The organism is Streptomyces sp. 4N124, from assembly GCF_052245395.1.
Lineage (GTDB): Bacteria > Actinomycetota > Actinomycetes > Streptomycetales > Streptomycetaceae > Streptomyces.
Map to the genome: position 1 here is coordinate 184,785 of NZ_JBQQBS010000007.1, position 21,834 is coordinate 206,618.

Annotated in this window: 23 protein-coding genes; 8 read left to right on the forward strand and 15 right to left on the reverse strand. The window is 70.2% G+C overall.

Annotation, left to right across the window (positions count from 1 at the left end; translation table 11 throughout):
* Positions 1–11: 11 nt before the first annotated feature.
* The 4 genes from ACTWQO_RS09880 to ACTWQO_RS09895 form a co-directional block, all read right to left on the reverse strand.
* A complete protein-coding gene (locus ACTWQO_RS09880; RefSeq protein WP_443236834.1) occupies positions 12–962 on the reverse strand; it encodes a cytochrome c oxidase assembly protein in 951 nt (316 codons plus the stop codon).
* 114 nt (positions 963–1,076) lie between these two features.
* Positions 1,077–2,102, reverse strand: coding sequence for a 6-phosphofructokinase (locus ACTWQO_RS09885; protein WP_443236835.1), 1,026 nt, complete (start codon positions 2,100–2,102; stop codon positions 1,077–1,079).
* Positions 2,103–2,293: 191 nt separating this feature from the next.
* Positions 2,294–3,022 (reverse strand): type 1 glutamine amidotransferase, encoded by a 729-nt coding sequence (locus ACTWQO_RS09890; RefSeq protein ID WP_210571132.1) that lies wholly within the window; start codon positions 3,020–3,022, stop codon positions 2,294–2,296.
* A 16-nt stretch (positions 3,023–3,038) separates the two neighbouring features.
* Entirely contained in the window at positions 3,039–4,277 is a 1,239-nt protein-coding gene (locus tag ACTWQO_RS09895; protein ID WP_443236836.1) for a MurT ligase domain-containing protein, read from the reverse strand.
* Positions 4,278–4,388: 111 nt separating this feature from the next.
* Between ACTWQO_RS09895 and def the strand changes: the two genes are divergently transcribed.
* The gene (gene def, locus ACTWQO_RS09900) at positions 4,389–4,928 is read left to right on the forward strand and encodes a peptide deformylase (RefSeq protein ID WP_443236837.1); all 540 of its coding nucleotides are present in this window, start codon (positions 4,389–4,391) and stop codon (positions 4,926–4,928) included.
* Positions 4,929–4,940: 12 nt separating this feature from the next.
* Here the strand turns inward: def and ACTWQO_RS09905 are convergent, their stop codons facing one another.
* On the reverse strand, positions 4,941–5,582 hold the full coding sequence (locus ACTWQO_RS09905) for a TetR family transcriptional regulator (RefSeq protein WP_443236838.1): 642 nt from the start codon (positions 5,580–5,582) through the stop codon (positions 4,941–4,943).
* 165 nt (positions 5,583–5,747) lie between these two features.
* On the opposite strand from ACTWQO_RS09905, the gene ACTWQO_RS09910 reads away from it, so the two are divergent.
* On the forward strand, positions 5,748–6,977 hold the full coding sequence (locus tag ACTWQO_RS09910; protein ID WP_443236839.1) for an acyl-CoA dehydrogenase family protein: 1,230 nt from the start codon (positions 5,748–5,750) through the stop codon (positions 6,975–6,977).
* Here the strand turns inward: ACTWQO_RS09910 and ACTWQO_RS09915 are convergent.
* The 8 genes from ACTWQO_RS09915 to ACTWQO_RS09950 all read right to left on the reverse strand — a co-directional run bounded on the left by ACTWQO_RS09915 (position 6,974) and on the right by ACTWQO_RS09950 (position 14,693).
* Entirely contained in the window at positions 6,974–7,495 is a 522-nt protein-coding gene (locus tag ACTWQO_RS09915; protein ID WP_443236840.1) for a cupin domain-containing protein, read from the reverse strand. The two genes, ACTWQO_RS09910 and ACTWQO_RS09915, sit on opposite strands and share 4 nt — an antisense overlap.
* Positions 7,496–7,502: 7 nt before the next feature.
* Positions 7,503–8,717: a cytochrome P450 gene (locus tag ACTWQO_RS09920; protein ID WP_443236841.1), complete on the reverse strand. Its 1,215-nt coding sequence runs from the start codon at positions 8,715–8,717 to the stop codon at positions 7,503–7,505.
* Positions 8,718–8,731: 14 nt separating this feature from the next.
* Positions 8,732–9,841, reverse strand: coding sequence for a type III polyketide synthase (locus ACTWQO_RS09925; RefSeq protein ID WP_301978033.1), 1,110 nt, complete (start codon positions 9,839–9,841; stop codon positions 8,732–8,734).
* 74 nt (positions 9,842–9,915) lie between these two features.
* The gene (locus ACTWQO_RS09930; RefSeq protein WP_443236842.1) at positions 9,916–10,152 is read right to left on the reverse strand and encodes a DUF6213 family protein; all 237 of its coding nucleotides are present in this window, start codon (positions 10,150–10,152) and stop codon (positions 9,916–9,918) included.
* 25 nt (positions 10,153–10,177) lie between these two features.
* A complete protein-coding gene (locus ACTWQO_RS09935; protein ID WP_443236843.1) occupies positions 10,178–11,572 on the reverse strand; it encodes an NADP-dependent succinic semialdehyde dehydrogenase in 1,395 nt (464 codons plus the stop codon).
* A gap of 74 nt (positions 11,573–11,646) precedes the next feature.
* On the reverse strand, positions 11,647–12,105 hold the full coding sequence (locus ACTWQO_RS09940) for an NUDIX domain-containing protein (protein WP_443236844.1): 459 nt from the start codon (positions 12,103–12,105) through the stop codon (positions 11,647–11,649).
* Positions 12,102–13,640, reverse strand: coding sequence for an ATP-dependent DNA ligase (locus tag ACTWQO_RS09945; RefSeq protein ID WP_443236845.1), 1,539 nt, complete (start codon positions 13,638–13,640; stop codon positions 12,102–12,104). Before ACTWQO_RS09945 ends, ACTWQO_RS09940 begins: the two co-directional genes overlap by 4 nt.
* A 117-nt stretch (positions 13,641–13,757) precedes the next feature.
* Positions 13,758–14,693, reverse strand: coding sequence for an NAD(P)/FAD-dependent oxidoreductase (locus ACTWQO_RS09950; RefSeq protein WP_443236846.1), 936 nt, complete (start codon positions 14,691–14,693; stop codon positions 13,758–13,760).
* A 79-nt stretch (positions 14,694–14,772) separates the two neighbouring features.
* On the opposite strand from ACTWQO_RS09950, the gene ACTWQO_RS09955 reads away from it, so the two are divergent.
* The 6 genes from ACTWQO_RS09955 (at position 14,773) to ACTWQO_RS09980 (ending at position 20,081) form a co-directional block, all read left to right on the forward strand.
* Complete coding sequence (locus ACTWQO_RS09955) at positions 14,773–15,360, forward strand: helix-turn-helix domain-containing protein (protein ID WP_443236847.1); 588 nt, start codon at positions 14,773–14,775, stop codon at positions 15,358–15,360.
* Between the two features lie 84 nt (positions 15,361–15,444).
* The gene (locus ACTWQO_RS09960) at positions 15,445–16,422 is read left to right on the forward strand and encodes an NADPH:quinone oxidoreductase family protein (protein ID WP_301978027.1); all 978 of its coding nucleotides are present in this window, start codon (positions 15,445–15,447) and stop codon (positions 16,420–16,422) included.
* Positions 16,419–17,600: an acyl-CoA dehydrogenase family protein gene (locus tag ACTWQO_RS09965; protein WP_443236848.1), complete on the forward strand. Its 1,182-nt coding sequence runs from the start codon at positions 16,419–16,421 to the stop codon at positions 17,598–17,600. The genes ACTWQO_RS09960 and ACTWQO_RS09965 overlap by 4 nt, the downstream gene beginning before the upstream one ends.
* Complete coding sequence (locus ACTWQO_RS09970) at positions 17,597–18,670, forward strand: acyl-CoA dehydrogenase family protein (RefSeq protein ID WP_443236849.1); 1,074 nt, start codon at positions 17,597–17,599, stop codon at positions 18,668–18,670. The genes ACTWQO_RS09965 and ACTWQO_RS09970 overlap by 4 nt, the downstream gene beginning before the upstream one ends.
* A gap of 223 nt (positions 18,671–18,893) precedes the next feature.
* Complete coding sequence (locus ACTWQO_RS09975) at positions 18,894–19,757, forward strand: phosphatidylinositol-specific phospholipase C/glycerophosphodiester phosphodiesterase family protein (RefSeq protein ID WP_443236850.1); 864 nt, start codon at positions 18,894–18,896, stop codon at positions 19,755–19,757.
* A 129-nt stretch (positions 19,758–19,886) separates the two neighbouring features.
* On the forward strand, positions 19,887–20,081 hold the full coding sequence (locus tag ACTWQO_RS09980) for a hypothetical protein (protein ID WP_362943950.1): 195 nt from the start codon (positions 19,887–19,889) through the stop codon (positions 20,079–20,081).
* Positions 20,082–20,095: 14 nt separating this feature from the next.
* On the opposite strand, the gene ACTWQO_RS09985 is transcribed toward ACTWQO_RS09980, so the two are convergent.
* Both ACTWQO_RS09985 and ACTWQO_RS09990 read right to left on the reverse strand, forming a co-directional pair.
* Positions 20,096–21,334, reverse strand: a complete 1,239-nt coding sequence (locus ACTWQO_RS09985; protein WP_443236851.1) for a phosphodiester glycosidase family protein — start codon at positions 21,332–21,334, stop codon at positions 20,096–20,098.
* 75 nt (positions 21,335–21,409) lie between these two features.
* Positions 21,410–21,769: a DUF779 domain-containing protein gene (locus ACTWQO_RS09990; RefSeq protein ID WP_443236852.1), complete on the reverse strand. Its 360-nt coding sequence runs from the start codon at positions 21,767–21,769 to the stop codon at positions 21,410–21,412.
* Positions 21,770–21,834: the final 65 nt, after the last annotated feature.

Below are 21,834 nucleotides of genomic sequence, written 5' to 3' on the forward strand. Positions count from 1 at the left end.
CGAAATGCCGGTCAGTGTCCCCGTGCGTTCAATGAGGCCAAATAGGCGTTGTACGCCTCGAGTTCCTTGTCGCCGTCCCGGTCGGCCGCCCGGTCCTTGCGCCGTGCCTGCCGCTGCTCACTGCTGTGCCACTGGAACAACAACGCGAGCAGCACCAGCACCGATGGGATCTCACTGAACGCCCAGGCGATTCCGCCGGCCGCGTTCTGGTCGGAGAGCGCGTCGATACCGAGCGAGGCAGGCGGGTTCTTGAACGTCTCGACCATCGGCGTGGACGCCATCATCAACGCGATACCGAAGAACGCGTGGAACGGCATGCCCGCGAACAGCTCCAGCATCCGCATCAGATAACCGGGCCGGTTCGGTCCCGGGTCGACGCCGATGATCGGCCAGAAGAAGACGACCCCCACGGCGAGGAAGTGCACCATCATCGCGATGTGCCCCGTCTTGGACCCCATCAGGAAGTCGAAGAGCGGCGTGAAGTAGAGCGCGTACAGGCTCGCGATGAACAACGGAATGGTGAAGGCCGGGTGCGTGATGATCTGCATGTACCGGCTGTGCAGCACCGCCAGCAGCAACTCGCGCGGCCCCTTGCGCCCCTTGCCCGCGACGGGCAGCGCCCGCAGCGCGAGCGTGATCGGGGCGCCGAGCAGGATCAGGATCGGCGACAGCATGCTGATCACCATGTGCTGCACCATGTGCACGCTGAACATCACCATGCCGTAGTCGTTCAGCTTGGTGCACATCACCAGCGCGATGGTCAGTACACCGACGACGTACGAGATCGTCCGCCCCACCGGCCAGCTGTCACCGCGCCGCCGCAGCCGCACGACGCCGTACGCGTACAGCGCGAGCCCCACCAGACAGGCGACGAGGAAGAACGGGTCGGCCGACCACTGAAGACCCCGCCCCAGCGTGAACGGCGGCAGATCCATGGTCATGCCGTGCCCGCTGTGATCCATTTCCGGCGGCTCCTGATTCGTGGGGGTTGTGCAAGTCTGTCCGCACACAGACTAGAACTGCCCCCGGCCGCAGCTGCGGCCGGGGGCAGACTCTTCAGTTCGCCACTACCTGAGCTAAAGCACGCATTCGGCTTCTTCGTATCGGTCCGCCGGAACCGTCTTCAGCGTCTCGACGGCCTCCGCCAACGACACCATCACGATGTCGGTCCCACGAAGCGCCGTCATCTTCCCGAACTCCCCACGGTGCACGGCCTCCACCGCATGCCACCCGAACCGAGTGGCGAGCACACGGTCGTACGCGGTCGGCGTCCCCCCACGCTGCACATGCCCGAGAATCACCGGCCGGGCTTCCTTCCCCAGCCGCTCCTCCAGCTCGATCGACAGCTGACGGGCGATCCCGGCGAAGCGCTCATGGCCGTAGATGTCCTTGCCGCCCTCGTCGAAGGCCATGGAGCCCGGCTTCGGCTTGGCCCCCTCCGCCGCCACGACGATCGCGAACCGCTTCCCGGCCTGGAACCGCTGCCCGACGACCGCGGCCAACTCCTCGATGTCGAAGGGCCGTTCCGGTACGACGATGGCATGGGCGCCCGCCGCCATGCCGGAGTGGAGGGCGATCCAGCCGGTGTTGCGGCCCATGACCTCGACCACGAGCACACGCTGGTGGGACTCGGCGGTGGTCTTGAGGCGGTCCAGCGCCTCGGTCGCCACGCCCACGGCCGTGTCGAAGCCGAAGGTGACGTCGGTGACCGCGATGTCGTTGTCGATGGTCTTGGGCACGCCGACGATGGGCAGGCCGCTGTCCGACATCAGCCGGGCGGCCTTCAGCGTGCCCTCGCCGCCGATCGGGATGATGGCGTCGAGACCGAGGTCCGCGACGTGGCCCTTCGCCCGCTCGACCCCGTCCCTCAGGTGGGACGGCTGGACGCGGGAGGAACCGAGGATCGTGCCGCCGCGAGCGAGGATGCCGCCCACCGCGTCGAGGTCGAGCTTGAGGTAGTCGCACTCCAGGAGGCCCTTCCAGCCGTCCCGGAAACCGATGACCTCGTCGCCGTGGTCGGCGACGGCACGGTGCACGACGGACCGGATGACGGCGTTCAGGCCGGGGCAGTCGCCGCCGGACGTGAGGACACCAATGCGCATCGCCCGAAATACCTTCTCAACGTGGGGCCGGGGACCGGACCACGTTGTCCGGTTCGATCCCCGCCACCCTAGCGGGAGGTGGGGGCGGGGCCGAACCGTGCGTCCGCCTGCTGGACGACCCCGCTCACCTGTGCGGACACAGCGTCAGACGGGCTGGTAAAGCCTGGCTGGAGCCCAGGTGTACAGGCAGCTCAGGCAGGCTGCTGCGCCGCCGCGATGCGCTCGCCCCGCAGTGCCTCGTACCACCGGTCGTCGGTCGGCGGCAGCGCGTTCACGTCGAGCGCCAGCTTCAGCAGCAGGTCCGCGATCAGCGGGTTCCGGGCCAGCACCGGACCGTGCATGTACGTACCGAACACCGTGTCGTTGTACGCGCCCTCCGTGCCGTCTCCCGTGCCGTTGCCCTTGCCGAGCTTCACCTGGGCGAGGGGGCGGGCGGTGGGGCCGAGGTGGGTGACGCCCTGGTGGTTCTCGAAGCCGGTCAGCGGCGGCAGCCCGAGGCGTGGGTCGATGTCCCCGAGCACGTCGCCGACGCATCGCTCACCCTCACCGCGCACGGACACCACATCCAGCAGCCCGAGACCGGGCTCACGCTGGCCGAGGTCGTTGATGAACTCGTGGCCGAGGATCTGGTAGCCCGCGCACACCGAGAACACGATCGCGCCGTTGCCGACGGCGCGCTGCAGTCCGCCGTCCCGTCGCAGCCGCTCGGCCGCGAGCCGCTGCGGCCGGTCCTCGCCGCCGCCGATCAGGTAGATGTCGCCGGACGTCGGGATCGGCTGGTCGCTGCGGACGTCCAGGCGGGCCACGTCGAGGCCGCGCTGCCGGGCCCGGCGCTCCACGACCAGGACGTTGCCCTGGTCGCCGTAGGTGCTGAGCAGGTCGGGATAGATCCAGACGACCCGCAGGCTGTTGTCGCTCACAAAAGTCCCCTGTGTGTCAGTTGCCGACGCGGCGGCGCAGGTCCTGGAAGGCGGTGTAGTTGGCGATGACCTCGATCCGGCCGGGCGGGCTCATCTGCACGGCCTGGTCGAGGTTCTCGCAGACCTGGAAGTGCTGGTTCGCGACTTCCAGACGTACCGCGAGGTCCAGCCTGCGGTCGCCGATGACGCAGATCGGGTGCCCGGTCAGCCGCGTGTAGTCGACGTCCCACAGCCAGGAGGTGTCGGTGCCGTCGGCGCCGCGCGCGTTCACGGAGAGGATCACCGGGGTGGGCGGCGGGTCGATGAGCGAGAACGTCTCCAGCCAGCCGGCCGGGTTCTTCGCGAGCAGCAGCCGCAGATCGCGCTCCATGAACTGCACCACGTCATAGCGCCCGGCCACGGCCTGCACCTGGTACATCCGCTCCAGCGCGACCTGCGGCGGCACCCCGAACACGGCGGCGACGGCGGCCGACGAGGCGGCGTTGGCCTTGTTGGCACGGCCCGGCAGCTGGAGGTGAATGGGCCAGGCGGAGCCGTGCGGATCGAGTACGTGGTCGCCCGAGAGCGCCCAGCTGGGCGTCGGCCGCCGGAAACCGCACTCACTGCAGAACCAGTCGTCGCCCGGCCGCTGCATCACGCCACCGCAGGACGGGCAGGACCAGGCGTCGTCCTTCCACATCTGTCCGGCGGCGACCCAGATCACGTTGGGGGAGGAGGACGCGGCCCACACCACGAGCGGGTCGTCGGCGTTGGCGACGACCACGGCCTTGGAGCCCGCGAGCCCTTCCCGCCAGTTCTCGGCGAGCATCCGGGTCTCGGCGGCGCGGTCGAGCTGGTCGCGGGAGAGGTTGAGCAGGGCGATGCACTTCGGGTCGGTGTCCCGGGCCACCCCGGCGAGGTACTTCTCGTCGACCTCGATCACGCCGTACCGCGCCTCGGACCCACCGGCCAGCGCGGAGGTGATACCGGCGGGCATGTTGGCACCGAGGGCGTTCGAGACGACCGGGCCCGCGGCGCGCAGGGCCTCGGCGATCAGCCGGGTCGTCGTGGTCTTGCCGTTGGTCGCCGACACCAGGATCACGTCCAGGTTCTGGGCGAGCCGGGCGAGGAGGTCGGGGTCGAGCTTGAGCGCCACGCGGCCGCCGATCACCGAACCGCTCCCGCGCCCCGCGGCACGCGATGCCGCCGCGACCGCCTTGCCCGCGGTCACGGCCAGCTTGGCCCGCGGCGTGAGCGGGTCCGAGTTGCCTGCCATCAGTTCTCGATCCTCCTTGCGTACGCGCCGCGCCTCTGCCTGACGGCAACGTGGTGGTGGTCAGCCTATCGAGATCCATTCGCACTCCCGAATCGCCGTACCCTTGCGGCCATGCGAAACGGCTCCATTCCGGGCGCGCACGGGCGCGTCCGGCCCCTCACCCTGCATGGTGCTCCGCTGTTGCATGAGCGGTGCCGCGAGGTGACCGACTTCGGTCCGGAACTCTCGGCACTCGTGGAGGACTTGTTCGCCACGATGTACGCGGCGCAGGGCGTGGGCCTCGCCGCGAACCAAGTGGGTGAGCCGTTGCGGGTCTTCGTCTACGACTGCCCGGACGACGAGGACATACGGCATCTGGGACATGTCGTGAACCCGCGGCTGGTGGAGGCGGATGGCGTGGTGATCCGCGGCCCGGAGGGCTGCTTGTCCCTGCCGGGCCTGGAGGCGGGAACGGAACGGTACGACCATGCGGTGGTGGAGGGCTTCACAGCGACGGGAGAGCCGATCACGCTTCATGGCACGGGCTTCTTCGCGCGGTGCCTGCAGCACGAGTGCGACCACTTGGAGGGCAGGGTCTACGCGGACCACTTGACGGGTTGGCGCCACAGAAGATTGATGCGACAAGTGACGAAAGCCTCCTGGGGCCGCTGAGGGTCACGTCCCTCAGAACCCCGGACCCCCCACCTTGTCCCCCGCCGCAGCCAACCGACCCCACAACAGGTCGGCCAGACTCCGCACCAACTCAGCCCGAGAACACGGCCGTTCCCCCAGCCACCAGTCCCCGGCCGCGTGCATCATCCCGACGATCCCGTGCCCCCACACCCGAGCCAACTGCTGGCTCCCCGGCCCGAGATCCAGCCGGTCCTCGATGACCTGGGCCAACTCCTCGCCCATCCGCCGCAGCAGCGGCCCCGACTGAACGCCGACATCGAACCCGTGGTCACTCGTCGACCCCTCGGACGGATGCATCAGGAACCGGTACACCTGAGGACGTGCCTCGATCGCCGCGAGATACGTGTCGAGCGTGGCCTCGACCCGCTCCCGCCGGTCCGCCGGGGCGTCCAACGCGGCCCTCAGGGAATCCAGCAGCGCATCGGTGTGCCGCTTGGCAAGGGCTGCGTAAAGCCCGCCCTTGTCACCGAAGTGCCGGTAGAGGATCGGCTTCGTGATGCCCGCCTCCGCCGCGATAGCGTTCATCGAGGCCTGCGGGCCGTCGCGCAGCACCACTCTGTCCGCGGCCTCCAGCAGCTCACGCCGCCGGCGGTCGGCGGAGCGCTGCTGATCGGTCCGCTGTGTGGTGTCCATGTGATCTCCCCCTGCTCGATCGGTGACGCCTGCGCAAACTAACACTCATTACGCTCCTGACATCGAACTGGCTGGCGGGCCGTCGTCGGGAGTTGACTTTTCCTACCGGTCGGTAACAGACTGCGGTTACCGCAAGTAACAGGATAGTGCGCTGCTGGAGGGGACATGGCTGAGTTCACCATGGAGCTCAACGACGAACAGAAGGAGGTCCGGGACTGGCTGCACGGTTTCGCCGCCGACGTCATCCGTCCCGCAGCCGCCGAATGGGACGAGCGTGAGGAAACTCCCTGGCCTGTCATCCAGGAGGCCGCCAAGGTCGGCATCTACTCCCTGGACTTCTACGCCCAGCAGTACTTCGACCCCACCGGCCTCGGCATCCCCATGGCCATGGAGGAGTTGTTCTGGGGCGACGCGGGCATAGGCCTGTCCATCGTCGGCACGGGCCTCGCCGCCGTCGGCGTCCTCGCCAACGGCACCGAGGAACAGATCGGCACCTGGATTCCCCAGATGTACGGCGATGCCAACGATGTCAAGGTCGCCGCGTTCTGCTCCTCCGAGCCCGACGCCGGCTCCGATGTGGCCTCCATGCGGACGCGTGCCGTGTACGACGAGGCCAAGGACGAGTGGGTGCTCAACGGCACGAAGACCTGGGCGACCAACGGCGGCATCGCCAACGTCCATGTGGTCGTCGCGGTCGTCGACCCCGACCTCGGCTCCAAGGGTCACGCCTCCTTCATCGTCCCGCCGAACACGCCCGGCCTGTCCCAGGGCCAGAAGTTCAAGAAGCACGGCATCCGCGCCTCGCACACCGCCGAGGTCGTCCTGGACAACGCGCGGGTTCCGGGCTCCTGCCTGCTGGGCGGCAAGGAGAAGCTGGACGAGCGGCTGGCGCGGGCCCGCGAGAGGGCGAAGGCGTCCGGTGGTGAGCGGGTGAAGAACGCGGCGATGGCTACGTTCGAAGCCTCGCGGCCGGCGGTGGGTGCGATGGCCGTCGGTACGGCCCGTGCCGCGTACGAGGTGGCCCTCGACTACGCCACGACCCGTGAGCAGTTCGGGCGCCCGATCATCGACAATCAGGGTGTCGCCTTCGAGATCGCGGACATGCGGACGTCCATCGACGCGGCCCGTCTGCTGGTCTGGCGTGCGTCCTGGATGGCGGTCAACGGGAAGCCGTTCACCGCGGCCGAGGGCTCGATGTCCAAGCTGTTCGCGAGCGAGACGGCCAAGAAGGTGACCGCCCAGGCGATCCAGATCCTGGGCGGGAACGGGTACACGAGGGAATACCCCGTGGAGCGGATGCACCGGGACGCGGCGATCTACACGATCTTCGAGGGGACGAGCGAGATCCAGCGCCTGGTCATCGCACGCACCCTGTCCGGCATGCCCATCCGTTAACGATGTCGTAGCGGCGTCAGCTGCTCGATGTCATAGCGCCTGCGCAACTCCTCGATCGCCGCATGATCCGGCGGACCCCCATTCCCCAGGATCTCCAGCAGCTCCTCGAAATACCGCTCGTGATCCGGTGGCGGGGATGCCTGGAAGAACATCTTGGCCTGGGTGTTCGTCGGGTTGGCGAAGGCGTGCGGGCAGCCGGGCGGGACGACGATGACCGTGCCCGGTGTCGCCCGTACGACCCTGCTGCCCGAACTCGACTCCCACTTCTGCCAGTTGTCGGGGGTGCGGATACGCGGCTCGAAGGCGAGCACGTCCAGCTCGCCTTCCAGGACGTAGAACAACTCCTCGCTGCGCGTGTGCACATGGGCGCCGACGTCGAAGCCCGGGGGGACGAGTACCTCGAAGGTGGAGGCCGTCCGGGAGTGCGTGCCGGTCACCTTGAAGGTCACGTGCTGGGCCGGTGTCTGGACGACCCGGCCGTGGCCCGGTGGTACGAGCAGCCCCTCCGTCGCCGTCATCGGCGTCTCACCACGTGACCGGCAGGGCCTCGGGCCCGCGGATCAACGCGCCCTTCTTGAAGGGCACTTCCCGGGGCGGCACGGCGAGTTTCAGTCCCGGCACCCGGTCGAGGAGCGCGTCGACCAGGAGCTCGGACTCCAGCCGGGCCAGCATGCCGCCGGGGCAGTAGTGCGGGCCGAAGCCGAAGGAGACGTGGGGGTTGGGGTTGCGCGAGAAGTCGATCATCTCGGGCTGCGGGAAGACGTCCGGGTCGCGGTTGGCGGCGAGGTACGACACGTAGATCGCGTCGCCCGCCCGGATCCGTACGCCCTTGATGCCGACGTCCTCCATCGCGATCCGGGACAGCCCCACGGCGTTGCGGTGCGGGATGTAGCGCAGCAACTCGTCGATGGCCTGGGGGCGGATCTCCGGCTCGGCGCGCAGCCGGGCCGCGAGGTCGGGGCGGGTCAGCAGGATGTAGAACATCTGCCCGCTGTTGTTGGTGACCGCCTCGCCGCCGATCTGGAGAAGCACCGCGAGCCCGACGGCCTCCTCCAGCGTCACCTCGCCCTTGCCGACGGCAGCGCCGAGCAGCGAGGTGACGTCCTCGCCGGTGCTGCCCTCGCGCATGCCGATGAGGTCGGCGAAGTAGGCGCCCATCTCGTTCTTGGCCTTCTCGCTGACGTCGGCGCCGTGCGAGGAGGACAGGATGAGCTGGGTCCAGGTGTGCATGCCGTGCCGGTCGGCGGCCGGGACGCCCATCAGCTCGCAGATCACGGCGATGGGGAAGGGGCTCAGCACCGTCTCGGTGAGGTCGGCGGGCGGGCCGTCCTGGAGGAGTTCGTCGACCAGTTCGTCCAGCATGCGGCGCGACTTCTCCCGTACCCGCTCCACGCCCTTCGCGGTGAACGCGGCGGCCACCGAGCGGCGCAGCCGGGTGTGGTCCGGCGGGTCCAGGAAGCCGACCGCGCCGCGGGCCGGGATGAAGTGCGGGGCGAGCCGGGTGACCTGCCGGTCCATGACGGCCTCGCGGCTGAACCGGGGGTCGTTGGTCACCATGCGTACGTCGTCGTAGCGGGTGACCAGCCAGGCCCAGCCCTCGCCGTTGGGCAGCTGGATCCGGGTGACCGGGCCCTCGTCCATCAGCTGGCCGAGGACCGGGTCGAAGTCCACGCCCGACAGGTCGAGCGCCGGCCAGTGCCGCACGGGGGGAAGGGTCTCGGTGATCGTCTCTTCGGTCATCTCACGTCGTCTCGTCAGTTGCGGTGCCAGCGGCCCAGGGCCATCTCGGCGGTGATACCGGGACCGAACCCGGCGAGGAGCCCGCGCGCCTTGTGCTCGGCGCCGCCCTCCTCGAACAGCCGGCGCAGCGCGTCCAGGACGACGGCGCTGGCGATGTTGCCGTACTCGGTGAGCGTCGACCGGCTGAACCGGAACGCGTGCGGGTCGACCTGCAGAAACTTGCTGAGGTCGTCGAGTATTCGGGGCCCGCCCGCATGGACTATGTAGAAGTCCAGGTCAGCGGCGTCCCAGCCGTGCATGCCCGCGAGGTCCTGCAGCGCCGGGGCGAGCGGCTCCATGGTGGCCGGCACCCGCTTGTCCAGCAGGAAGTGGAATCCGGTGGCCCGGACGTCGTACATGATCCACTCTTCGGTCTTGGGGATCAGGTACGAGCCGTTGCGCTCCAGCGTGATCCCCTCGCCCCCGCGCCCGCGGACCGCCGCGGCGGCGATGCCGTCGCCGAACAGGCCGTTGGACAGCAGAGAGCCGACGCCGAGGTCGGTCGGCTGGTAGCACAGCGAGCAGAACTCGCAGGCCACGATGAGCGCGTTGGCCTCGGGGTAGGCCGTGCAGAAGTCGTGCGCCCGGTTGATCGCCGCCCCGCCGGCCGCGCAGCCCAGCTGGGCTATGGGGATCTGGCGGGTGGTGCTGTCGAAGTCCATCTCGTTGATCAGCCAGGCCGTGAGCGAGGGCATCATGAAGCCCGTGCACGACACATAGATGATCACGTCGATGTCGGTGGTGAGCAGCTCCGCGTCGTCGAGCGCCCGCTGTACGACCGCCGGGACCCGGGCCTTCGCCTCGGCCTCGTAGACCTTGTTGCGGTGTTCGAAGCCGGGGTGCTTCAGGGTCTCCTCGATCGGCTGCACGATGTGCCGGGTGCGTACGCCGGTGTTCTCGATCAGCCGGAGGGCCAGCGGCAGTTGAGGGTGGTCGGAGTGGCGGGAGCGAGCCAGCTCCAGCGTCTCCTCCATCGTGATCACGTGCTCTGGAACGGACACCGAGGGTCTGCACAAAGTCGCCATGAACCGTGCCTGCTTTCGCCTTCCGGAAGGCCTGCGCCCCCCGGTCAGAAGGTTGTGCATTCACGATCACCCGACGGGGCGACTATCTCGCGCCGGACTACTCCAAATTGGGGATCACTGGAATTGCCTAACGCCTACGGCGTGCCCCCGCTGCTGTGCGCGATACAGGCGACATCGATACGGTCGGCCAGTTTGGCCAGCTCGATCGTCAGCGCCGCCACCGTGTCCTCGTCCAGCTCCTCCTGCTCGGCCTCGACAAGATGCAGCCATCGCGCACCCACCGTCCGCAACAACTTGCTGACATCGGCGGCAGCCACCTGCAAGGTCCCGCGGTCGTCGACGATCAGAGGCAGAGTCACTTCGCGGTTCACAAAGGGGATCGTAGCCGCGGAACCCTCACGCTCCGTGCCATACGGTCGTGATGTTGCAGAACTCGCGGATTCCGTGCCCGGACAGCTCACGCCCGTACCCGGACCGCTTCACTCCGCCGAACGGGAACGCGGGGTGGGACGCCGTCATCCCGTTGACGTACACGCCACCGGCCTCCAGGTCCCGTACGAACCGGTCGACCTCGGCCCCGTCGCGCGTCCAGACGTTGGAACTCAGCCCGAACGACGAGTCGTTGGCGATGAGCACGGCCTCGTCCAGGTCGCCCACGCGGTACAGCGTCGCCACTGGCCCGAACGCCTCCTCGCGATGGATGCGCATCTCGCGCGTGATGCCGGTGAGAACAGTCGGCGGGTAGTACCAACCGGGCAGCTCGGGCCGTCGGAGCCGGTGGCCGCCGCACAACACCGCCGCACCGCTGCGCGTCGCGTCATCCACCAGCTCCTCCAGGTCGGCCCGTCCCTGCTCGCTCGCCAGCGGCCCGACGTCCGTGTCCTCCTCCATCGGGTCGCCGACCTTCAGCGCTTTCATGCCCTTGGTGAACCGCTCGGCGAACGCGTCGTACACATCGGTGTGGACGATGAACCGCTTGGCGGCGATGCAGGACTGACCGTTGTTCTGCACCCGCGCGGTGACGGCGACTTGGGCGGCCCGGTCGACGTCGGCGGAGGGCATGACGATGTACGGGTCGCTGCCGCCCAGCTCCAGCACCGTCTTCTTCACCATCTCCCCGGCGACCGACGCGACCGCGCGGCCGGCGGGCTCGCTGCCGGTGAGGGTGGCCGCCCGGACACGCTCGTCGCGCAGGACCTCCTCGACCGAGCCGGAGCCGATGAGCAGGGTCTGGAAGCAGCCCTCGGGGAAGCCCGCGCGGTGGAACAGGTCCTCCAGGTAGAGGGCGGTCTGCGGGACGTTCGAGGCGTGTTTGAGGAGGCCGACGTTGCCCGCCATCAGCGCGGGCGCGGCGAAGCGGATGACCTGCCAGAGCGGGAAGTTCCACGGCATGACCGCGAGCACCGGGCCCAGCGGCCGGTAGCGGACGAGGACGCGGGAGGCGCCGGAGTCCTTCACGTCGGAGTCGGCGGGTTCCTCGTCGGCGAGGAGTTCCGCCGCGTGGTCGGCGTACCAGCGCATCGCCTTGGCGCACTTCGCGGCCTCCGCGCGGGCCTGCTTGACCGGCTTGCCCATCTCGGTGGTCATGACACGGCCGATGTCCTGCTGGTCCTCCTCCAGGAGATCGGCGGCCCGGCGCAGCAGCAGGGCGCGCTCGGCGAAGCCGGTCGCCCGGTAGGTGCGGAACGTGGCTTCGGCGAGCTGGAGCCTGCGCTCCAGTTCCTCGGCGCCCATGGCCTCGTACGTCTTGAGCGTCTCGCCGTTCGCCGGGTTCACCGTCGCGATGGGCATGGCTGACCTCCTGAGGGCGGCTTTGGTTCGACCTTCCCGCGCGCCGCCGGGGACCGCAACGCGTAGGCCGCTGTTCAGCCCGAGTGCTCCGCCAGCCGGTCGAGAAACGCGGCCTGCGCCTTCACGATCACGCCGCGGGCGCGGTCGAGCCCCAACCACTCCACCCGGTCCAGCTCGGGGAACTCCTGCGTCTGCCCGGATCTCGGCGGCCACTCCATCCGGAAGGTGCCAGGGACGACATCAGCCGGGTCGAGGTCGGCCTCCACCGCCCATACGGTGACGATCTTGCCGCCTGTCTGCCGGACCTCGCCGAGGTCGATCGCCTCACCGTCCGGCGGCGGCAGCCCCAGCTCCTCCTGGAACTCACGGCGGGCGGCGTCCCAGGCGGGCTCCTCGGGTTCGTACTCGCCCTTGGGCACGGTCCACGCGCCGGCGTCACGCCGCGCGAAGAACGGGCCGCCCATATGCCCGAGCAACACCTCCACGCCCTGGTTCGTGTGCCGGAACAACAGCAGGCCGGCGCTCGTCTTCACGGCGTCACCTCGGGATGTGCGGCCAGCAGCGTCTCCACCGTGTCGGCCTCCTCCGGCCGCTTGTCCTCGCGGTAGCGGACCACGCGGGCGAAGCGGAGAGTGACGCCGGCCGGATAGCGGGTGGACTTCTGCAGACCGTCGTAGGCGATCTCCACGACGAGTTCCGGGCGTACGGTCACGACCCAGCCGTTGTCCTCGACGGCCAGCTCCTGGAGGCGCTCGGTCTGCCAGGTGAGCATCGCGTCGGTCATGCCCTTGAAGGTCTTGCCGAGCATGACGAAGGAGCCGTCGGGGCCCAGCGCGCCCAGATGGAGATTGGAGAGCTTGCCGGTGCGGCGGCCGTGGCCCCACTCGACGGCCAGGACGACGAGGTCGAGCGTGTGCACCGGCTTCACCTTCAGCCAGGACGCGCCGCGCCGGCCCGCGCTGTAGGGGGCGTCGAGGGCCTTGGCGACGATGCCCTCGTGGCCGCGCTTCAGGGTCTCGGCGAGGAAGGCGTCCGCCGCGTCGATGCCGTCGGGTCCGTCGACGAGCGTCCGGCGGACCCGCATCGGCTCGGGCACCAGCCGGGCCAGCTCCGCGTGCCGCTCGGCGAACGGCAGATCGAGCAGATCGCGGTCGTCGACGGACAGCGCGTCGAAGAAGACGGGGGAGACGGGGACCGCCTTGGCCGCCGTCGCCACGTCCACGCGGGAGCCGACGCGCCCGGCGGTCTCCTGGAAGGAACGGGGCCGCCCGTCCGCGCCGAAGGAGATCACCTCACCGTCCAGGATGAAGCGCTCGCCGTTCAACTCCAGGGCCGCCGAGGACAGTTCGGGCAGCCGGTCGGTGATGTCGTCCAGGGTGCGGGTGTAGATGCGTACGACATCGCCGTCCCGGTGCACCTGGACGCGGATGCCGTCGAGCTTCTCCTCGACCGCGCACGCGCCGAGTTTGTCGACCGCCTCGGCCACGGAGGACGCGCTGTGCGCCAGCATCGGCAGGACCGGGCGGCCGACGGTGAGCCGGAAGCGGTCCAGGGACGCCGGGCCGGCCGCGAGCAGTGCCTGGGCGACGGTCTGGAGGGACCCGGCGAGCATCACCGCCCGGCGTACGTCCGCGGGCGGCGCCCCGGTCGCCACCGCGAGGCCCTCGACCGCCACCGCGTCCAGCGCGCCCTGCCGTACCTCACCGGTGATCAGCCCGAGCAGGAACCGCTGCTCGTCCTCGGTGGCCGCGCCCATCAACTCGCCCACCAGCCGGGCCCGTTCCGCCTGCGAACCGGGACCGGCCACCTTGCCCAGCTCGCTGAGCAGGGCGTCCACCTCGCGCACGCTCAGGGTCGGCTCGGCGGCCGGGGCGACCGGTCGGCTCAGCACCTTCCAGCCGACGCCGAGCCGCCCCTGCGGCAGCCTTCCCGCCAGATACGGGATGACGATGGGCACGTCGTCCGCCTCCGCGTCCCGGAACAGCTCCGCGAGCAGCGCGATCTTCCGGGACCGCGCCGAGGTGGCGGCGACGTCCCGGGACACCTGGGCCAGCCGGGTCAGCAGCATGCAGCCCATGGTGCGACGGGCTCCGCCGGTTTTCACCCCGACGAACGGTTATTGCCGCGATGGGTCGTCGGTCGTCTGCGGGTTCGTTGTGGCTGGTCGCGCAGTTCCCTGCGCCCCTTAGGGCGTGTCGTCAAGGTCCGTCATCAGCAGTTCCCCGTTGATCGTGGCCGCCGCCCGGTAGCCGCCGCTCGCCGCGTTGACGACCTGCTCGCCGAAGCCCATCGCGTTGCCCGCGGCCCACACGCCCGGCACGGTCGTCAGGCCGGTCGCGTCGACCACCGGGTACGCGCCGAAGGGGGTCTCGTTCATCTCTGCGCCCAGCCGTTCGAGCAGCCCGGTCTGCGGGATCGCGCGCGGTGCCACGAACAGCGCCTGGCGGTCGTACGTCGAACCGTCCGCGAGTCGCACGCCGGTCAGGCGGTCATCCTCGACAACCAGGCCTGCGACCTCGCCGGGAACGACGTGCACGCCGGCCGTGGCCAGCCTGCGCAGGTCGTCGTCCGACAGGTCGTCCTCGGCGACCTTGTGCAGGAAGAAGGTCACGTCCTTGGACCACTGGGAGACGATCAGCGCCTGGTGCACGCCCATCGGGCTGGTCGCCAGCACTCCGAAGGCCTGGTCGCGCACCTCCCAGCCGTGGCAGTACGGGCAGTGGAGCACGTCACGCCCGAAGCGCTCGGCGACGCCGGGGACGTCCGGCAGCTCGTCCTTGAGGCCGGTGGTGACGACGAGACGCCGGGCACGCACCGTCCGTCCGCTCGCGAGCTCGACCGCGAAGTCCTCGCCCTTGGTGACGTCCACGGCCGTGTCCCGGACCAGCTCGACTCCGTACCGCGCGATCTCCTCGCGGCCGATCGCGAGGAACTCGGCGGGGGACATGCCGTCGCGGGACAGATAGCCCTGCATGTGCGCGGCGGGCGCGTTGCGTGGCTCGCCCGCGTCGACCACCAGCGTGCGGCGCCGGGCCCGGCCCAGGACGAGAGCGGCGGACAGGCCCGCCGCACCGCCGCCGATGACGACCACCTCGTATGTGTCGCTGTATGTCTCGGTCATGGTGACCACCTCCACGCCAGACGGTCGCGCCACCACTGCCACATTGACAAACACATTTGCCGAAACTGCAATGGACTCCATGAGCGACGACGAGGACATGGACGAGGTGCTCGCCGAGGTCGGTCCGCGGCTGCGGCGGATCCGCAAGGAGCGGGGCGCCACGCTGGCGGGGCTCTCCGAGGCGACCGGCATCTCGGTGAGCACGCTGTCCCGGCTGGAGTCAGGCCTGCGCAAGCCCAGCCTGGAGCTGCTGCTGCCGATCGCGCGGGCGCACGAGGTGGCGCTGGACGAGCTGGTGGGCGCGCCCGCGGTGCGCGATCCCCGGGTGCGGGCCGAGCCGATCAGAAGGCATGGGCGCACGTACTGGCCGCTGACCCGCCAGCCCGGCGGCCTGCAGGCCTTCAAGGTGCTGGTGCCGCAGGAGGAGGCCGAGCCGGTGGAGCCGCGGACCCATGAGGGCTACGAGTGGCTGTATGTGATGTCGGGGCGGCTGAGGATGATCCTGGGCGATCACGACATCGTGTTGAACGCGGGGGAGGCGGCCGAGTTCGACACGCGGGTGCCGCACTGGTTCGGGTCGACGGGGGAGGGGCCGGTGGAGTTCCTCAGTCTGTTCGGGCCGCAGGGGGAGCGGATGCATGTGCGGGCGCGGCCGAAGCGGGCGTGACGGACGCGACTGTTCCCTGATCGGCAAGCGACCGCTTAGTATGCGAGGGACCTGGTCGGACGAAGCAGTCTGTGGAGGCCCCGCATGCAGGCATGGCAAGTGCACGAGATCGGTGAGCCGGGCGAGGTGATGCGGCTGGCGGACGTCGAGCGGCCGACGCCCGGCGACGGCCAGGTCCTGCTGAAGGTGCGTGCCGCCAACATCAACTTCCCCGATGCCCTGATGTGCCGGGGTCAGTACCAGGTCAAGCCGCCGCTGCCGTTCACGCCGGGCGTCGAGATCTGCGGTGAGACCGAGGACGGGCGCCGGGTGATCGCCAACCCCGCCCTGCCGTACGGCGGCTTCGCCGAGTACGCCGTCGCGGATGCCGCGGCTGTGCTGCCCGCGCCCGATTCTCTGGACGACGCCGAGGCCGCCGCGCTGCACATCGGCTACCAGACGGGCTGGTTCGGCCTGCACCGGCGGGCCCGGCTGGAAGCCGGCGAGACGCTGCTCGTCCACGCTGCCGCAGGAGGGGTCGGCAGCGCGGCCGTGCAGCTCGGGAAGGCGGCCGGCGCCACCGTCATCGGTGTCGTGGGCGGCGCCGAAAAGGCAGCCGTCGCCCGGGAGCTGGGCTGCGATGTCGTCGTCGACCGCCGCGCCGAGGATGTCGTTGCCGCCGTGAAGGAGGCCACCGGCGGCCGGGGCGCCGACGTGATCTACGACCCCGTCGGCGGCGCGGCCTACACCCAGTCCGCCAAGGTCGTCGCCTTCGAGGGCCGGATCGTGGTCGTCGGCTTCGCCAGCGGGACGATCCCCAGCCCGGGCCTCAACCACGCGCTGGTGAAGAACTACGCGATCCTCGGCCTGCACTGGGGCCTGTACAACACCAAGAACCCGAAGCTGGTCCAGCACTGCCACGAGCAGCTCACCGAGCTGGCCGCGCGGGGCGCGATCAAGCCGCTGGTGAGCGAGCGGGTGCCGCTGGAGGGGGCCGCGGCGGCGGTGCAGCGGGTCGCCGACGGCGCCACGACGGGCCGGGTCGCCGTCGTTCCCTCCCTGGAGAACGGAGCCGCCGCATGACCGACGCCGCAGAACTGCGCATCCGCACACGGGAGTTGCTGGCCGCGCACCCGCCCGCCACCACGGAACGCATCGACTTCCTCAAGGCCCGCTTCGACGCCGGACTCGCCTGGGTGCACTACCCCGAGGGCCTCGGCGGACTCGGTGCGCCGCGCTCCCTCCAGGCCGTCGTGGACGCCGAATTGGAGGCGGCGGGCGCCCCGGACAACGACCCGCGGCGCATCGGCATCGGCCTCGGGATGGCGGCGCCGACGATCCTGAAGTACGGCACCGAGGAGCAGAAGCAGCGGTTCCTCAGGCCGCTGTGGGTGGGCGAGGAGGTCTGGTGCCAGCTGTTCAGCGAGCCGGGTGCCGGCTCCGACCTGGCCGCGCTCGGCACGCGTGCCGTACGTGAGGGCGACGACTGGGTCGTCAACGGGCAGAAGGTGTGGACCTCCAGCGCCCACCTCGCCCGCTGGGCCATCCTCATCGCCCGCACCGACCCCGATCTGCCCAAGCACGCGGGCATCACGTACTTCATCTGCGACATGACCGACCCGGGCGTCGAGGTCAGGCCGCTGCGCCAGATCACCGGCGAGGCCGAGTTCAACGAGGTGTTCCTCACCGACGTCCGCATCCCGGACGCACACCGCCTCGGCGAGGTCGGCGACGGCTGGAAGGTCGCGCAGACGACGCTGATGAACGAGCGCGTCTCGATCGGCGGCATGCGCATCCCGCGCGAGGGCGGCATGATCGGGCCGATCGCGAAGACCTGGCGCGAACGCCCCGAACTGCGCACCCATGACCTCCACCAGCGCCTGCTGAAGCTCTGGGTCGAGGCCGAGGTCGCCCGCCTCACCGGCGAACGCCTGCGCCAGCAACTCGTCGCGGGCCAGCCCGGCTACGAGGGCTCCGGCATGAAGCTGTCCTTCGCCCGCCTCAACCAGGAGATCAGCGGCCTGGAGGTCGAACTCCTCGGCGAGGAGGGCCTGTTGTACGACGACTGGACCATGCGACGCCCGGAACTGGTCGACTTCACCGGCCGTGACGCCGGCTACCGCTACCTCCGCTCCAAGGGCAACAGCATCGAGGGCGGGACCAGCGAGGTCCTGCTGAACATCGTCGCCGAGCGCGTCCTGGGCCTGCCCGCGGAGCCGCGCACCGACAAGGACGTCGCGTGGAAGGACCTGGCCCGATGAGCGATTTGCTGTACTCCGAGGAGGAAGAGGCGCTGCGCGCGGCCGTCCGTGACCTGCTCACCGACCACTGCGACGCGGCGGGCGTCATCGCCCGCACCGAGTCCGACGCCCCGCACGACCTCTCGTTGTGGAAGTCCCTCGCCGACGGCATGGGACTCGCGGGGCTGCTCGTCCCCGAGGCACAGGGCGGCCAGGGCGCCACCCACCGCGAAGTCGCCGTCGTGCTGGAGGAGTTGGGGCGGGCCGTCGCCCCCGTGCCGTATCTGACGAGCGCGGTGGTCGCCACGGAGGCCTTGCTGGCCTGCGACGCCGACGACCTGCTCGCCGAGCTGGCGTCCGGGCGGCGGATCGGCGTCCTCGCCGTCGCCCTGAACGTCGCTCCGGACGGCGCCTTCAAGGCCGTACGACATGAAGACGGTGCCCTGCGCGGCGAGTTGACCGGCATCGCGGACGCGTCGGCCGCGGACGTGCTGCTGGTGCCCGCGGACGACGGTGGGCTGTACGCCGTGGACGCCGCTGCCGTGACCGTCGTACCGCAGGTGTCGCTGGACCTGACGCGGCCGGTGGCGCGCGTGGTGCTGGAGGGTGCTCGCGGGCGGCGGCTGGGCGATGCCGGGCCCGCCGTACGACGGGCCCTGCGGGCCGGAGCCGGGCTGCTCGCGTCCGAGCAACTCGGACTCGCCGACTGGGCGTTGACCGAGACGGTCCGGTATCTCAAGGAGCGCAAGCAGTTCAACCGGCCCGTCGGCGGGTTCCAGGCGCTCAAGCACCGGCTCGCGCAGCTGTGGCTGGAGGTCGTCAACCTGCGCGCCGCTGCCCGGAACGCGGCGGACGCGCTCGCGACCGGCGAGGACGTCGAGGTGGCGGTCGCCGTCGCGCAGGCCTATGCGGCGGGCGTCGCCGTCCATGCCGCCGAGGAGGCGGTGCAGTTGCACGGCGGTCTCGGGATGACCTGGGAGCACCCGGCGCATCTGTATCTGAAGCGCGCCAAGGCGGACTCGATCGCCTACGGCACCGCGGGCGGCCACCGTACCGCGCTGGCCGAACTGGTCGACCTGCGCGCCCCCTGACGTACACCTGGGAGTAGACCGAGAGAAGCCCGTCCCACCAGGGGCGGGCTTTTCGGTGTGCCTTCGGCCAAGGAAGTGAACTCACGGCGGCAGTCCGGCCAACTCACTTTCCCACGGGGTTTCTTGGGACCCCCTCGAACGCATACTCTCCCCCGGTTTCGAATTCGCTCAACCGGGTGGTACCCCCATTCGGTTTCACTTCAGAACACCTCGGGGAGAGAGCATGGCCCACACCACCCGTCGCAGAGTCCTCACCCTCGGCGCCGCCCTCGCGGGCGCGGTCGTGGTGCCCGCCTCACAGGCACTGGCGGGCGAGCAGAAGAAGCATCACCCGCGCCCGCTCTGGCGCGCCCACGCACACAACGACTACGAGCACCCCCGTCCCCTCCTGGACGCCCTCGACCACCGCTTCGGCAGCGTCGAGGCCGACATCTGGCTCGTCGGGGACCAGCTCCTCGTCGCGCACGACCAGGTGGACCTCGACCCGGCCCGCACCCTCGAATCCCTCTACCTGGACACGCTCGCGTCCCGTGTGAAGGCCAACCACGGTTCCGTCTACCGGGGTTACCGCGGCTCGCTCCAGCTGCTCATCGACATCAAGACCGAGGGCTCGTCGACGTACCTCGAGCTCGACCGGCACCTGCGGCGCTACAAGGGCCTGTTCACCACGTACGCGCACGGCCGGGTGTACCCCGGTCCCGTCACCGCGGTGATCTCCGGCGACCGGGCGGCCCGCGTCCCCATGGAGGCCCAGACCGTACGCCGGGCCTTCTACGACGGCCGGCTCGCCGACCTCGGCAGCTCCGCGCCCGCCTCCTTCGTCTCGCTGATCAGCGACAACTGGACGCTCAACTTCACCTGGCGGGGCGTGGGCGCCTTCCCGGCCGCCGAGCGGCAGAAGCTGCACACCATCGTCCAGGCCGCACACGCCCGCGGGCAGAAGGTCCGCTTCTGGGCCACCCCGGACATCGCGGGCCCCGCCCGGGACGCCCTGTGGACGGAACTCCTCGCCGCCGACGTCGACTACCTCAACACCGACGACCTGATCGGCCTGGAAGCCTTCCTGGACGCACACCGGTCGGCCTAGGGCCTGCCCGGCGGATCAGGCGCTGGACACCACACGTTCGGAGGACACGCCAGCCGCCCGGACGAACCCTCCGCTACGCCACACTCGTGGCCGAACGCCGCGAAGCGGACGTAGCGGAGGAGGTTTTCGATGGCCGTGTCCATCTCTGTGGTGCTGCTGCTGTTGGTCCTGGCGGTGATCTTCCTGCGCCACGGCGGGCTGAAGCCCAGCCACGCGATCGTCTGCGCGCTGCTCGGGTTCTACATGGCGAGTTCGAGCATGGCGCCGACCATCGAGAGCGGCCTCACGGCGACCGCGGACATCGTCAGCAGTCTGAGACCGTGAGGCCACCGTTGCGGTCAGCCGGCCGAGAAGACCCCGATGCCGTTCGGGACGGGGCGTTCCATGCCGCCGGAGGGGTGGTTGCGTACGCTCGCGGCGCTCGCGGCCGGCGCGCGGGCGACCAGTGTCGATGACCCGCCGCCGTCCAGGTTGAACGCGTCGACCGAGCCCAACTTCCGCATGACGTCGGCGACTTCGGCGACCGTCAGGCCCGTGCGGTACTCGGCGGCGCCGTCCAGCGCGAGCAGAATCACCCGCCGCCCGCCGTCCGCGATGCCCACGGCCGTGCGCACCGCCGCGGTCCTGTTGTCCAGTCCGGCCAACGGCTGTCCGTCCGCCAGGACCGGAAAGCCGCCCAGGGCGAAGCTGAACGGTTTCCGGGACTCGGCCGCCACCAGCTTGTGCTGCACCGTGACGCGCTCCCCCTTGGACAGCTTCCGCAGCTGCTGCGCACCCGCCTCCCGGCCGACCAGCACGGTGCTGTCCTTGGCGATGGTGCCGCTGCCCGGGGTGTCGGCGGTCGACACCACGCGTCCCCCGCGAACCGTCACCTCGTACGTGTCGGTACTGCACGGCGCGGCCCGGTTGGTGTCCGTGCCGCACGTCGCGCGCACCCGGGAGACGCTGCCCCACTTGGCGGTGTAGGCGCCGACCGAGCCCACCGGCAGTGCGTACTGATTGAGCCCGCCGAGCGGCACCTTCCCGTCGGGCGTGCTGATTGACCCGGTCAGGGAGAGGCTGTCCAGCCGGGCCCGCCGGTCGTCGCCGACTCCGAACACGTCCTTCGTGCTCGTGCCGGGCGGCAGCGCGGGGCCGAAGCGCTGGCCATTGGGCACCGCGGCGCTCAGGGCGCTGCCCTTGGCGATCGCCGGTCCCACGCTCGCGCCGGTCGCCTGCACGCCCGGGTGCTGGGTCTCGGTGAGGTTGAAGAAGTCGCCGTTGACGCCCCCTACGGCGCCCTGGGCGTTGGCCAGCCGGGAAACCGTCCCGCGGGCGGCCACCGCCCCCGGATACAGCAGTCCGAGCCGGACCTTCGGATTGCGCAGGTCGACGCTGAGCACATGCGCCCGCGTCAGCCCCTTGGCCGCCTGGATGTCGAACTGCTCGTACGTGACACCCGGCGCGATCCGGGTGCCGCCCTGAACGGCGCCGGCCGGTGCCGCCCCCACCAGGGCCGCACCGACCAGCGCGCCGAATGCCGTGAGAAGCGTGAGTGCCGATCTGCCTGCTCCGAACCGTTTCTGACGACGCGTCACCGTGCCCCCTGAGGTCTCGTCACATGTCGTGGAACTCAGGGGAATTGGAACAGAGGGCGGTGACCGCCGGGGTGCCTAAGCGCCGACTACGCGCGAACGGATCAGAAAACGCACCCCCTCGGGTGCCTCCAGCGAGAAGCCGCTGCCCCGGCCCTCGACGACATCGACGATCAGCCGGGTGTGGCTCCACACCTCGTACTGACTCCTCGACATCCAGAAGCCCACCGGCTCCTCGACCCCGTCCACGGCCAGCTCCGCGAGCAGCACGTCCGAGCCGCCGGTACGGAACTCGCCCTCCGGGTAACACATGGGCGCACTGCCGTCGCAGCAGCCGCCGGACTGATGGAACATCAGCGGACCGTGCGCCTGCCGCAGCCGACGCAACAGGTCGGCCGCCGCAGGCGTGAGCTGGACACGCGGGGTCTCTTCATACATGCCGACAGCGCAGCACGCGGGAGGTTGCGAGGGGGTTGCAGGGGCCGGCGGCCTGTGTGCCGGCC

What these genes read in the sequence shown, in the direction of transcription:
- ACTWQO_RS09880 (WP_443236834.1), bottom strand. Translation starts at nt 962, where the DNA reads ATGGATCACAGCGGGCACGGCATGACCATGGATCTGCCGCCGTTCACG.
- ACTWQO_RS09885 (WP_443236835.1), bottom strand. Translation starts at nt 2,102, where the DNA reads ATGCGCATTGGTGTCCTCACGTCCGGCGGCGACTGCCCCGGCCTGAAC.
- ACTWQO_RS09895 (WP_443236836.1), bottom strand. Translation starts at nt 4,277, where the DNA reads ATGGCAGGCAACTCGGACCCGCTCACGCCGCGGGCCAAGCTGGCCGTG.
- def (WP_443236837.1), top strand. Translation starts at nt 4,389, where the DNA reads ATGCGAAACGGCTCCATTCCGGGCGCGCACGGGCGCGTCCGGCCCCTC.
- ACTWQO_RS09905 (WP_443236838.1), bottom strand. Translation starts at nt 5,582, where the DNA reads ATGGACACCACACAGCGGACCGATCAGCAGCGCTCCGCCGACCGCCGG.
- ACTWQO_RS09910 (WP_443236839.1), top strand. Translation starts at nt 5,748, where the DNA reads ATGGCTGAGTTCACCATGGAGCTCAACGACGAACAGAAGGAGGTCCGG.
- ACTWQO_RS09915 (WP_443236840.1), bottom strand. Translation starts at nt 7,495, where the DNA reads ATGACGGCGACGGAGGGGCTGCTCGTACCACCGGGCCACGGCCGGGTC.
- ACTWQO_RS09920 (WP_443236841.1), bottom strand. Translation starts at nt 8,717, where the DNA reads ATGACCGAAGAGACGATCACCGAGACCCTTCCCCCCGTGCGGCACTGG.
- ACTWQO_RS09925 (WP_301978033.1), bottom strand. Translation starts at nt 9,841, where the DNA reads ATGCACAACCTTCTGACCGGGGGGCGCAGGCCTTCCGGAAGGCGAAAG.
- ACTWQO_RS09935 (WP_443236843.1), bottom strand. Translation starts at nt 11,572, where the DNA reads ATGCCCATCGCGACGGTGAACCCGGCGAACGGCGAGACGCTCAAGACG.
- ACTWQO_RS09945 (WP_443236845.1), bottom strand. Translation starts at nt 13,640, where the DNA reads ATGCTGCTGACCCGGCTGGCCCAGGTGTCCCGGGACGTCGCCGCCACC.
- ACTWQO_RS09950 (WP_443236846.1), bottom strand. Translation starts at nt 14,693, where the DNA reads ATGACCGAGACATACAGCGACACATACGAGGTGGTCGTCATCGGCGGC.
- ACTWQO_RS09955 (WP_443236847.1), top strand. Translation starts at nt 14,773, where the DNA reads ATGAGCGACGACGAGGACATGGACGAGGTGCTCGCCGAGGTCGGTCCG.
- ACTWQO_RS09960 (WP_301978027.1), top strand. Translation starts at nt 15,445, where the DNA reads ATGCAGGCATGGCAAGTGCACGAGATCGGTGAGCCGGGCGAGGTGATG.
- ACTWQO_RS09965 (WP_443236848.1), top strand. Translation starts at nt 16,419, where the DNA reads ATGACCGACGCCGCAGAACTGCGCATCCGCACACGGGAGTTGCTGGCC.
- ACTWQO_RS09970 (WP_443236849.1), top strand. Translation starts at nt 17,597, where the DNA reads ATGAGCGATTTGCTGTACTCCGAGGAGGAAGAGGCGCTGCGCGCGGCC.
- ACTWQO_RS09975 (WP_443236850.1), top strand. Translation starts at nt 18,894, where the DNA reads ATGGCCCACACCACCCGTCGCAGAGTCCTCACCCTCGGCGCCGCCCTC.
- ACTWQO_RS09980 (WP_362943950.1), top strand. Translation starts at nt 19,887, where the DNA reads ATGGCCGTGTCCATCTCTGTGGTGCTGCTGCTGTTGGTCCTGGCGGTG.
- ACTWQO_RS09990 (WP_443236852.1), bottom strand. Translation starts at nt 21,769, where the DNA reads ATGTATGAAGAGACCCCGCGTGTCCAGCTCACGCCTGCGGCGGCCGAC.